Annotated in this window: 9 protein-coding genes; all 9 read left to right on the top strand. The window is 75.1% G+C overall.

The features are described 5' to 3' along the window. Positions 1 to 3,542 (top strand): Rne/Rng family ribonuclease (locus tag ABT247_RS26690; RefSeq protein ID WP_350746969.1); only part of this gene is annotated, 3,542 nt, incomplete at its 5' end. A gap of 229 nt (positions 3,543 to 3,771) precedes the next feature. Beyond that, the gene (gene rplU, locus ABT247_RS26685) at positions 3,772 to 4,089 is read left to right on the top strand and encodes a 50S ribosomal protein L21 (RefSeq protein WP_030233759.1); all 318 of its coding nucleotides are present in this window, start codon (positions 3,772 to 3,774) and stop codon (positions 4,087 to 4,089) included. Between the two features lie 14 nt (positions 4,090 to 4,103). After that, the gene (rpmA, locus tag ABT247_RS26680; protein WP_030058248.1) at positions 4,104 to 4,361 is read left to right on the top strand and encodes a 50S ribosomal protein L27; all 258 of its coding nucleotides are present in this window, start codon (positions 4,104 to 4,106) and stop codon (positions 4,359 to 4,361) included. 121 nt (positions 4,362 to 4,482) lie between these two features. Further along, on the top strand, positions 4,483 to 5,958 hold the full coding sequence (gene obgE / locus ABT247_RS26675) for a GTPase ObgE (protein WP_350746966.1): 1,476 nt from the start codon (positions 4,483 to 4,485) through the stop codon (positions 5,956 to 5,958). A gap of 334 nt (positions 5,959 to 6,292) precedes the next feature. Then, entirely contained in the window at positions 6,293 to 7,429 is a 1,137-nt protein-coding gene (gene proB, locus ABT247_RS26670) for a glutamate 5-kinase (protein ID WP_350746963.1), read from the top strand. A gap of 163 nt (positions 7,430 to 7,592) precedes the next feature. Beyond that, positions 7,593 to 8,114 (top strand): DUF8830 family protein, encoded by a 522-nt coding sequence (locus ABT247_RS26665; RefSeq protein WP_350746961.1) that lies wholly within the window; start codon positions 7,593 to 7,595, stop codon positions 8,112 to 8,114. A 153-nt stretch (positions 8,115 to 8,267) separates the two neighbouring features. Next, entirely contained in the window at positions 8,268 to 9,590 is a 1,323-nt protein-coding gene (locus ABT247_RS26660; protein WP_350746958.1) for a glutamate-5-semialdehyde dehydrogenase, read from the top strand. A gap of 89 nt (positions 9,591 to 9,679) precedes the next feature. After that, a complete protein-coding gene (locus ABT247_RS26655) occupies positions 9,680 to 10,261 on the top strand; it encodes an SCO2584 family spore wall biosynthesis protein (RefSeq protein WP_350746955.1) in 582 nt (193 codons plus the stop codon). 150 nt (positions 10,262 to 10,411) lie between these two features. Next, positions 10,412 to 11,473 (top strand): SCO2583 family membrane protein, encoded by a 1,062-nt coding sequence (locus ABT247_RS26650; protein ID WP_350746953.1) that lies wholly within the window; start codon positions 10,412 to 10,414, stop codon positions 11,471 to 11,473. Positions 11,474 to 11,564 lie beyond the last annotated feature (91 nt).

Here is an 11,564-nt window from a genome sequence, read left to right as displayed (position 1 = left end):
CGGCGGGCACCCCGCAGGGTGCGGCCGTCGAGGCGGCCGAGACCGTGCTGCCGGCCGAGGCACACGAGGCGCCCGCTGCGGCGGCTCCGGCGGCCGAGCCGGCCCCGGCGGCCGAGAAGCCGGTCCGGGCCCGCCGCACCCGCAAGCGTGCCGAGGCGCCGGCCGGTGCCCCGGAGGCGGCCGTGACCGCCCCGTCCGAGGCCGCCCCGGCCCCGGCGGCGGAGCAGGACCAGCCGGCCGAGCGGGCTGAGCAGGTCGAGAAGACCGCGAAGGCCGAGAAGGTCCAGAAGGCGGAGAAGGCCGAGACCGCCGAGAAGCCCGCCCGGGCCCGCCGCACCCGCAAGCGCGCCGAGGCTCCGGCTGGCGCGCCCGCCGTCGAGGCGCCCGTGGCCGAGGCCCCCGCCGAGAAGCCGGCCGCCGCCGAGAAGTCGGCCGCCGTGGAGGAGCCGGCCGCCGCCGAGCCGGTGGCCGAGGAGGCCCCCGCCGCCCCGGCCCGCCGCCCCCGCCGCCGCCGCGTGGTCGAGGCCGCGCCGGTGGTCGAGGCCCCGGCCGAGGAGCCGGTGGCCGAGGAGCCCGCCGCCGAGGAGGAGCCCGCCGAGGAGGAGGCCGTCGAGGCCCCCGCCGCCGAGCCGGCCGCCGCCCCCGCCGCCGCGCCCGCTCCGGCCGCCGAGGCCGAGCCGCACCACCGGGTGCGCCGCCGCGCCGTCCGCCCGGCCACCGCGGTCTTCCAGGCCCCGGTCTTCCAGGAGCCCGCTCCCTACGTGGCGCCCCCCGCGCCCCAGCAGCCCACCGCCGCCCCGGCGCAGGCGGAGGCCCCGGCCGCCGCCGAGCGCGAGGACGACGAGTACGAGTACAGCGGCGTCGGCCGTCGCCGCCGGGTCCGTACCCGGGTCGAGCCGAACCGCCGCAAGCCGGCCGCCCAGGCCCCGGTCCAGGCGCCGGTCCAGGCTCCGGCCGTCGAGGCCCCCGCCGCGGTCGAGGCGCCCGCCGCCGAAGCCCCCGCCGCCGGTCCGGAGACCGAGGGCGAGTGGGAGGAGGACGGCCGTCCGTCCCGCCGCCGTCGTCGGGGCGGCCGTCGCCGCCGCCGTGGCGAGGCCGAGGAGCCCGAGGCCGCCGCGGCCGTCGAGGCCGAGCAGCCCACCGCCGAGGAGCCGGCCGAGGCCGTCGCCGAGGAGGAGGACGAGGACGACGACCTGGCCGCGGGCCTGTCCTCGTCGCGCCGTCGCCGCCGCCGTCGCCGCCGCAGCGGTGAGGCCGGTGACGCCGAGGTCGCCGAGACCACCGAGGACGGCGTCCGCACGGTGGTGAAGGTGCGCGAGCCGCGCCGCCGCTCCACCGAGCCGTCCTTCGACCCGGACGAGGTGCAGTCCATCAAGGGCTCGACCCGTCTGGAGGCGAAGAAGCAGCGTCGCCGCGAGGGCCGCGAGCTGGGCCGTCGCCGGGTGCCGATCATCACCGAGGCCGAGTTCCTGGCCCGCCGCGAGTCGGTCGAGCGCGTCATGGTGGTGCGCCAGAACGGCCAGCGGACCCAGATCGGCGTCCTCGAGGACGGCGTGCTGGTCGAGCACTACGTCAACAAGGAGCAGGCCACCTCGTACGTCGGCAACGTCTACCTGGGCAAGGTCCAGAACGTGCTGCCGTCGATGGAGGCCGCCTTCGTCGACATCGGCAAGGGCCGCAACGCGGTGCTGTACGCCGGCGAGGTCAACTTCGGCGCGCTGGGCGGCCACGGCGGCCCGCGCCGGATCGAGTCGGTGCTGAAGTCCGGCCAGTCCGTGCTGGTGCAGGTCTCCAAGGACCCGATCGGCCACAAGGGCGCCCGGCTGACCAGCCAGATCTCGCTGCCCGGCCGCTACCTGGTGTACGTGCCCGAGGGCTCGATGACCGGCATCTCGCGCAAGCTGCCCGAGAACGAGCGCGCGCGCCTGAAGCAGATCCTCAAGAAGATCGTTCCGGACGACGCGGGCGTGATCGTGCGCACCGCCGCCGAGGGCGCCTCCGAGGAGGAGCTGACCCGCGACGTCCAGCGCCTCCAGCAGCAGTGGGAGGACATCCAGAAGAAGGCCGCGACGGGCAACGCCCCGGCGCTGCTGTACGGCGAGCCGGACATGACCGTCCGGGTCGTCCGCGACATCTTCAACGAGGACTTCACCAAGGTCATCGTCTCCGGTGACGAGGCGTGGAAGACCATCCACGAGTACGTCTCCAACGTGGCCCCGGACCTCGCCGAGCGGCTCCAGCGGTGGACCTCCGAGGTCGACGTGTTCGCCACGTACCGGATCGACGAGCAGCTGATGAAGGCGCTGGACCGCAAGGTCTGGCTGCCCAGCGGCGGCTCGCTGGTGATCGACCGCACCGAGGCGATGGTCGTCATCGACGTCAACACCGGGAAGTTCGTCGGCCAGGGCGGGAACCTGGAGGAGACGGTCACCCGGAACAACATCGAGGCGGCCGAGGAGATCGTGCGCCAGCTGCGGCTGCGCGACCTCGGCGGCATCATCGTGATCGACTTCATCGACATGGTCCTGGAGTCCAACCGCGACCTGGTGCTGCGCCGTCTGCTGGAGTGCCTGGGCCGGGACCGGACCAAGCACCAGGTGGCCGAGGTCACCTCGCTGGGCCTGGTCCAGATGACCCGCAAGCGGGTCGGCCAGGGCCTGCTGGAGTCCTTCTCCGAGCCGTGCGTGCACTGCAACGGCCGCGGCGTGATCGTCCACATGGAGCAGCCGAGCACCCACGTCCACGCCCCGGCCACGGCCGCGGGCGAGGCCTCGGGCAGCGGCAAGCGCCGTCGCCGGGGCAAGGGCGGGGCCGGCCAGGAGGAGCCGCAGGCCGTCGAGGCCGCCGTGGCCGAGACGGTCGTGGAGCCCGCCGAGGCCGTGGCCGAGGCCGAGGCCGAGCCGGTGCGCGAGGAGATCGAGGGCCAGCTGGCCCTCGAGGTCCCGGGCGTCGAGGCCCCGGCCGTGGAGGCCGTGGAGGCCGCGGCGGTCGAGACCGCCCCGGCGGAGGCCCCGAAGGCAGCGGAGGCTCCGGCCGCCGCTCCGGCGGGCCGCACCCGCCGCCGCGCGGTGCGCAAGGCGACGGCTCCGGCCGGCTCGCCGCAGGCCGCCGAGATCGTGGTGCTGCAGGCGAAGGCCGACGCGGCGCTGGAGGCGGCCCTGGCCGCCGCCGCACCGGCGGTCGAGGCCGCGGCGGAGACCGCCGCCGAGGCGGTCGCGGAGGCCGTCGCCGAGACGGCGCCCGGGACCGTCGAGCAGGTCGTCGTCGAGGAGACCGTGGTCGTCGAGCCCGCCGGGGCCCCGGCCGCGGAGGAGCCCGCCGAGGAGCCTGCTGCCCAGGAGCCCGCCGCGGAGGAGGCGCCCGCCGAGGAGGCCCCGGCGCCGAAGAAGCGGGCCGCCCGCAAGACCGCCGCGAAGAAGACCGCCGCCAAGAAGACGGCCACGGCGGCCAAGAAGACCACCGCCCGCAAGACCGCCACCAAGCGGACGAGCGCGGCGGCCAAGAAGGCCGCGGCCGCCGAGGGTGATACGGCGTCCGAGTAGTGCCCGAGCCCGGGGCGGGACCCCTCCCGCCCCGGGCCGTACGGGCCGGTTTGCCCCCCGGGCGGCCGGTCCGTATTCTTGACCATCGGCGTGTCTACGCCACGCTCCCGAGCACATCACCTTCCCGAGGGCAGCGCGCACGCGCGCGGCGATCGGGAAGAGGCCCCTGTGTCCGTACCCAGGTGGCTGGCGTCGGGGGTTCCGACCGAGTTAGGAAAGTGGGTACCGCATGTACGCGATCGTTCGCGCAGGCGGCCGCCAGCACAAGGTCGCCGTCGGCGACGTGCTGGAGATTGACCGTATCGAGGCCAAGCCGGGTGACTCGGTCGAGCTCTCGACCATCCTGGTCGTCGACGGTGACGCCGTCACCTCCGACCCGTGGGTCCTGGCCGGCGTGAAGGCTCACGCCGAGGTGGTCGACCAGACCAAGGGCGACAAGATCGTCATCCTGCGCTACAAGAACAAGACCGGCTACCGCCGTCGTCAGGGTCACCGTCAGAAGCACACCGCGGTGCGCATCACCAGCATCGACTCGGTCAGCAAGTAAGGGGTTAGCGAGATATGGCACACAAGAAGGGCGCAAGCTCTACCCGTAACGGCCGTGACTCGAACGCCCAGCGCCTCGGCGTGAAGCGCTTCGGCGGCCAGGTCGTCTCGGCCGGCGAGATCCTCGTCCGCCAGCGTGGCACCCACTTCCACCCGGGTGCGGGCGTCGGTCGCGGTGGCGACGACACCCTGTTCGCGCTGACCGCCGGTGCCGTCCAGTTCGGCAACCGTCGCGGCCGCAAGGTCGTCAACATCGTGGCCGTCGAGGCCTGAGTCCCCGCGGACTCCCGGGTCGCCTAGCGACCCACAGCGAAGGGTGGGCCGGAATGTTCCGGTCCGCCCTTCGCGCTTTACGCAGCAAGCAAGCCAACTCATCCGCACTGGAGGCACACCCATGACCACCTTCGTGGACCGCGTCGAACTTCACGTCGCCGCGGGTAACGGGGGCCACGGCTGCGCCTCCGTGCACCGGGAGAAGTTCAAGCCGCTCGGCGGCCCGGACGGCGGCAACGGCGGTGAGGGCGGCAGCGTCATCCTCACCGTGGACTCGCAGGTCACCACCCTGCTGGAGTACCACCACTCGCCCAAGCGCAAGGCCACCAACGGCAAGCCGGGTGCGGGCGGCCACCGCACCGGCGCGGACGGCGAGGACCTCGTCCTGCTGGTGCCGGACGGCACCGTCGTCCTGGACCGCCAGGGCAACGTGCTGGCCGACCTGGTCGGCCACGGCACCAGCTTCGTCGCCGCCCAGGGCGGCCGCGGCGGCCTCGGCAACGCCGCGCTCGCCTCGGCCCGCCGCAAGGCCCCGGGCTTCGCGCTGCTCGGCGAGCCCGGCGAGGCCCGCGACATCGTGATGGAGCTCAAGTCCGTCGCCGACGTGGCCCTGGTGGGCTACCCGAGCGCCGGCAAGTCCTCGCTGATCTCGGTGCTCTCCGCCGCCAAGCCGAAGATCGCGGACTACCCGTTCACCACCCTGGTCCCGAACCTCGGCGTGGTCACCGCCGGCGACACCGTCTACACCATCGCCGACGTGCCGGGCCTGATCCCTGGCGCCAGCCAGGGCCGCGGCCTCGGCCTGGAGTTCCTGCGGCACGTCGAGCGCTGCTCGGTGCTGGTGCACGTCCTGGACTGCGCCACCCTCGAGCCCGGCCGCGACCCGCTGAGCGACCTGGAGACCATCGAGGCCGAGCTCGCCGAGTACGGCGGCCTGGAGGACCGTCCGCGCCTGGTCGCGCTCAACAAGGTGGACGTCCCGGACGGCCAGGACATCGCCGACCTCACCCGCGCCTCGCTGGAGGAGCGCGGCTACCAGGTGTTCGAGGTCTCCGCCGCCTCCCGCAAGGGCCTGCGCGAGCTGAGCTTCGCCGTGGCGAAGATCGTCGCCGAGGCGCGCGCCGCCAAGCCCGCCGAGGAGTCCACCCGGATCGTGCTGCGGCCCAAGGCCGTGGACGACGCGGGCTTCACCATCACCGAGGAGGACGGCGCCTACCGCATCCGCGGCGTCAAGCCGGAGCGCTGGGTCCGCCAGACCGACTTCTCGAACGACGAGGCCGTCGGCTACCTCGCCGACCGGCTCGCCCGCCTCGGTGTCGAGGAGCAGCTGTGGAAGGTCGGGGCGCAGGAGGGCGACACCGTCATCATCGGCCCCGAGGAGAACGCCGTCGTCTTCGACTGGGAGCCGACCATGGCCGCCGGCGCCGAGATGCTCGGCCGCCGCGGTGAGGACCACCGCTTCGAGAGCCCGCGCCCGGCGGTCGACCGCCGCCGCGAGAAGCAGAAGGGCCGGGACGCCGCCGAGGCGGAGTTCCTCGCCTTCGAGGCGCTCTCCAGCGGCCGCCAGTCCGCCATCGAGGGCGACGACGAGGACTGACCGGAAGCCGCGCCCACGCGCGAGGAGTGCTGAGCCGCGTGCCGGCTCGGCGGACGGCCCCGCCACCTGTCCCGGGTGGCGGGGCCGTCCGCGTCCGTCCGGCGCGGCCCGGCCGCTGCGCCGTCCGCCGATGACGGGCCACCAGATCTGACGTGGCGTCACGAGCGGTACCGGAAGGTCGGATCGGCGGCCCGGTCGGGGCGGGATCGCGGCCCGGGCCGGTCCACCCGGTGAAACACCCTGCGGGCGACCTGCGCGGATCGCGTAGATTGCGGGATTGACGGCCGGGCCCGGCCCGCCGCACCCGCACCACACCGGAAGGGCGTACAGCGAGATGAGCGAGGACTCACTGCGGGAGGAGGTGCTGACCGCACGCCGGATCGTGGTCAAGGTCGGCTCCTCCTCACTCACCACGGCGGCCGGCGGCCTGGACGCCGACCGGGTCGACGCCCTGGTGGACGCGCTCGCCAAGGTGCGCGCCCGACCAGGAGCGCCCGAGGTCGTCCTCGTGTCCTCCGGCGCCATCGCCGCCGGGCTCGCCCCGCTCGGACTCGACAGGCGCCCCAAGGACCTGGCTCGCCAGCAGGCCGCGGCCAGCGTCGGCCAGGGGCTGCTGGTCGCGCGGTACACCGCCTCCTTCGCCCGCTACGGCATCCGGGTCGGCCAGGTGCTCCTCACCGCCGAGGACGCCAGTCGGCGCACCCACTACCGCAACGCGTACCGCACGCTGGACCAGTTGCTGGCGATGGGCGCGATGCCGGTCGTCAACGAGAACGACACCGTCGCCACCGCCGAAATCAAGTTCGGGGACAACGACCGGCTGGCCGCCCTGGTCGCCCACCTGGTCCGGGCCGACCTGCTGGTGCTGCTCTCCGACGTGGACGGCCTCTACGACGGCGACCCGTCCAAGCCCGGCACCAGCCGGATCGCCGAGGTGAGCGGCCCGCACGACCTCGACGGCATCGAGATCGGCAGCGCGGGCAAGGCCGGCGTGGGCACCGGCGGCATGGTCACCAAGGTCGAGGCGGCCCGGATCGCGACCGGCGCGGGCATCCCCGTGGTGCTCACCGCGGCCAGCCACGCCGCCGAGGCGCTGGCCGGACGGCCCACCGGAACGCTCTTCCGGCGCACCGGCAGCCGCACCTCCGACCGGATGCTCTGGCTGGCCCACGCCAGCAGCCCGCGCGGCGCCCTGCACCTGGACGCGGGGGCGGTGGAGGCCGTCGTCTCCGGCGGGGCCTCGCTGCTCCCGGCCGGGGTCACCAGGGTCGACGGGGACTTCGCCGCGGGTGATCCGGTGGACCTTCTTGCCGAAAACGGCCACATCGTGGCCCGCGGGCTGGTCAACTTTGATGCGAGGGAGTTGCCCCGCCTGCTCGGCCGGTCCACCCGTGACCTGGCCCAGGAGTTCGGCGCCGCGTACGAGCGCGAGGTCGTCCACCGCGACGACCTGGTCGTTCTGCGCGGCTGACCGGCCGATCGGCCGGCACCGGCCGTTCGGCGGAGCGCGGCCGGCGGGCCGCTCCGTACCGGGAGCGGCCCGGCCGCGGCGAGGAGGGGCGCAGCCGCACCCGTCGGCCGTGGGCCGACGGGCCGGTGGGGACGACAGGACATCGCCGAACAGGAGGCCGCCGGTGGAACGCAGGCGCGAGGCAGCGCTGACCGGAGGGACGGCGGGCCGGCGGCTGACCAGCATCGACGGCGGACGCGGGGACGGCCCCGCCGAGCCGGCCGGTCCGCCGCCACAGGGGCCCGGGGTGCGCGGGGCGCGGCCGCGGCGCGCGGAGTCGGCGGATCCGCCCGGGGTGCCCGAACAGGCGCGGCTGTGGCACGTGGTGCTGAGCGTGGCCGGGCAGGCCACTCCGCTGCCCGCGCTGCGCGCCTCGCTGGAACGGCTGGCGCACGACCACTCGTTCTTCCTGACCGCCCGCTACGCGACCGACCACGCCGAGATCCGGTACTGGGAGCAGGCCCGGGACCTGCACGACGCGGCGGCGATCGCGCTGCGGCTGTGGGGGGAGCACAAGGTGACCGCGAACCTGCCGCCGTGGGAGATCGTCGGCCTGGAGGTGGTCGACCGGGCGACGTACCACAAGCGGGTGGCGGAGGGCTTCGGCGATCCGCCGCCGCAACTGGGCGGCGTGCACCCGTACTGAGCATCGGGCCGCCGTGCCGAGGCGCGGGCCCGTGCCGAGGGCCCGTGCCGAGGCGCGGGCCTGCCCGGGTGCCGTGCCGCGGTGTTCCGGGAGGCTGTTCGGATGGCGAAACGGCGGCGGGGCGGGGCGGCCGCAGTCGCTACCCTTGGCGGCATGACCAGCGACCTCGCCACCGCCGACAGCCCCGTCCTCGCCGTAGCGCGCCGTGCCCGGGAGGCCGCCGCCGTGCTCGCCCCGCTGCCGCGCGGCACCAAGGACGCCGCGCTGCTGTCGATCGCGGACGCGCTGGTCGCCCGCGGTGCCGAGATCATCGAGGCGAACGCCGAGGACGTGGCCCGGGCCCGCGAGGCGGGCACCGCGGAGTCGGTGATCGACCGGCTGACGCTGAACGAGGAGCGGATCGCCGCGATCGCCTCCGACGTGCGCGACGTGGCCGGCCTGCCCGACCCGGTCGGTGAGGTGGTGCGCGGCTACACGCTGCCGAACGGTCTGGACGTGCGCCAGGTGCGGGTGCCACTGGGCGTCGTCGGCATCATCTACGAGGCCCGGCCGAACGTCACGGCGGACGCCGCCGCGCTCTGCCTGAAGTCCGGCAACGCGGTGCTGCTGCGCGGTTCCGCCTCGGCCTACCGCTCCAACACGGCGATGGTCGCGGTGCTGCGGGACGCCGTCGCCGCGGCCGGGCTGCCGGCCGACGTCGTCCAGCTGGTGCCGGGGGAGAGCCGGGACTCGGTGCAGGAGCTGATGCGCGCCCGCGGCCTCGTCGACGTGCTCATCCCGCGCGGCGGCGCCTCCCTGATCCGCGCCGTGGTCGAGGGCTCGACCGTCCCGGTGATCGAGACGGGCACCGGCAACTGCCACGTGTACGTGGACGCGCAGACCGATCTGGCGATGGCCGTCGGCATCCTGCTGAACTCCAAGGCGCAGCGGGTCAGCGTCTGCAACTCGGCCGAGACGCTGCTGGTGCACCAGGACGTCGCGGACGCCTTCCTGCCGTTGGCGCTGGCCGCCCTGGCCGAGGCCGGCGTGACGGTGCACGGCGACGAGGCAGTGCTCAAGGCCGCCGAGGGCAGCGCCGCCACCGTCGTCCCGGCCACCGAGGAGGACTGGGGTGCGGAGTACCTCTCGTACGACCTGGCCGCGGCCGTGGTGCCCTCGCTGGACGCCGCGGTCGAGCACATCCGCCGCTGGTCCTCCGGCCACACCGAGGCGATCGTCACCACGTCGCAGGCGGCCGCCCGCCGCTTCACCCAGCTGGTGGACTCGACCACGGTGGCCGTCAACGCCTCCACCCGGTTCACCGACGGCGGTGAGTTCGGCTTCGGCGCGGAGATCGGCATCTCCACCCAGAAGCTGCACGCCCGCGGCCCGATGGGCCTGCCCGAGCTGACCAGCACCAAGTACATCGTCACTGGTGACGGGCACGTCCGCGGCGAGGCGGCGCAGACCGTGGGCGGGGGCGCGGACGCCCGCTGAGCGGGGTTCCCGGGGCGCCCGTCACACGAGTGCCGGACCAACTGCCCTGAGCCACAGACAAATCGCCCGGCCGGTAATACGCTGAGCCCGTGGCTGACGATGTGGGGGGCTTGCCGTACCCCGACGGCGCCGACCACGGTGGTGCGGACGACGAGTTCGCCACCGTGGTCTTCGATGAGGCCTTCGTCCGGTCCGCCGCCGTGCACGAGCCGACGGCCAAGGAGCGGCAGCTCGCCGCAGCCGAGGCGCGGTTCGAGCCGGACACTGCGGGACCGGGCTGGGGCTATGACGTCTCGGCCGGTGACGGGCTGCCGCTGGAGCTGCGCCCGTACCCGAGCGGGCTCGACGAGGACCACCTCTATCCGGACCCGTGGTCGGGGCCGGGCCGGGCGGGCTCCCGCCGGTCCCGCAGCCGGTGGCGCCGCTACGATCCGGTGCGCGCCCGCGGGCGGTACGTGGCCCAGCAGCGCTGGCACCGGCCGGTCGCCTGGGTGCTCGCCGTGATCATGGGCGTGAGCCTGGTGGCGGTGGCCGTCGCGGCGATCTCCCAGGGCGTGGGCGGCTCGCCGGGCGCGCCGCGGCGCCCGGAGTCCGGCAGCAGCAGCGCGGGGGTGGACTCGGGGCCCGCCCCGGCGGAGCCGTCACTGGTGGTCACCGCACCGGCCGGATAGACCGCACGGCCGGCCAGCAGCCGCTGGCACCGGGCCGGGCCGTGCTGCCGGAGTCGGGGGCGTACGCCCGGGGCGGGCGGTCGCGCGGTGCCCCCGGCAATCTGCGCAGGGGCCCTCGTAGCGGGGCCGGTGTACGCCTACCCTGGTGTCATGGGTGACCCGCGCGAGCCTCCTGAGGGTACGCCCGAGGGCGGTTCCGGCAACGAGGACGAATTCCGGTCCGTCGTGTTCGACGAATCGTTCGTGCGGGCTGCCCGGATCCAGGAACTGTCCGCCCGCGAGCGCCTCGCGGGCTCCTTCGGCAAGGCCACGCGGCCGCGGGTCCGGCTCGGCCCGCTGGGCACCGTCCCGCGCCAGGCGCTGGCCCTGCTGCTGCTCGTGCTGCTGGCCTTCGGGGCGGCGGTGTACTTCGGGGTGAACTCGCCGAAGGGCGTTCCGGCGCGGCCCGAGGGCAGTCAACTGACCGTCAGCCTGGTCGCGTTGAGTCCGGCTTCGGCCGTGCACCCGGTGGCCGACCCGGCGAACCCGTTCGCCGCGCTGCCGGCCGGCTACGGCGACGGGGCGGTCGGCCTGAACACCCCGGCCGGGGCTGCCACCGAGCACTTCAGCCGGGTCGAGGTGACCAAGGCGCTGGACACCGTGCAGCGCTACCTGATCGCCTCCTCGCTGTCGCCGGCGGCGCTGGTGCAGGGGGACACCGCGAGCGTACGGGCCTTCGTCACGCCGGGTGAGCAGGCGGAGTTCGACGCCGGCGTGGCCCAGCCGGTGGACGACCGGCACCACGCGCTGACGGGCTGGCTGGTCCGCTTCGACCCGGCGCAGGTGGCACTGGCCTCGGAGACCGTGAAGGTGGTCGGCGCGATGCGGATCGACGAGGCGGACAGCGGCACCCTGCAGATCACCACCGACCACACCTTCGTCTACGCGCTGAAGCCGGCCGGGGCGCCCGCCGGGTCGCCGGTCACCCTGGAGACGGTGCGGCGCGAGCTGACCTTCCAGTTCGATCGGGTGGACCTGGCCTCGGCGCAGCTGCGGCTGGTGGACTCGGTGGTGCAGGCCGGGCCGGCGCCGTGCACCGCCTCGATGGCGGACTTCCTGCGGCCGGTGCTGGCCACCGCGCAGGGCACCGTGGTGGCGCCGCCGCCGCCGGTCGACCCGGGCAACCACGCGCGGCCGGCCTGGCAGGTGTGCGGGGTGCTGGCGGGAGGCTGAGCGGCCCGGCGGCGGTGGCGGGCCGCGGCGGTGGCCGCAGCGCTCGGCGCCACGGCGGCCGTGAGCCCGATCGGGCCCCGGCCGCCGTGGC

Origin of the sequence: Kitasatospora sp. NPDC001539 (assembly GCF_040298565.1) — a bacterium.
In the GTDB taxonomy this organism is placed as follows: Bacteria; Actinomycetota; Actinomycetes; order Streptomycetales; family Streptomycetaceae; genus Kitasatospora.
Note: the sequence above shows the minus strand (reverse complement) of the source record. Positions and strands in the feature narration are given on the sequence as shown.

What these genes read in the sequence shown, in the direction of transcription:
- rplU (WP_030233759.1), top strand. Translation starts at nt 3,772, where the DNA reads ATGTACGCGATCGTTCGCGCAGGCGGCCGCCAGCACAAGGTCGCCGTC.
- rpmA (WP_030058248.1), top strand. Translation starts at nt 4,104, where the DNA reads ATGGCACACAAGAAGGGCGCAAGCTCTACCCGTAACGGCCGTGACTCG.
- obgE (WP_350746966.1), top strand. Translation starts at nt 4,483, where the DNA reads ATGACCACCTTCGTGGACCGCGTCGAACTTCACGTCGCCGCGGGTAAC.
- proB (WP_350746963.1), top strand. Translation starts at nt 6,293, where the DNA reads ATGAGCGAGGACTCACTGCGGGAGGAGGTGCTGACCGCACGCCGGATC.
- ABT247_RS26660 (WP_350746958.1), top strand. Translation starts at nt 8,268, where the DNA reads ATGACCAGCGACCTCGCCACCGCCGACAGCCCCGTCCTCGCCGTAGCG.
- ABT247_RS26650 (WP_350746953.1), top strand. Translation starts at nt 10,412, where the DNA reads ATGGGTGACCCGCGCGAGCCTCCTGAGGGTACGCCCGAGGGCGGTTCC.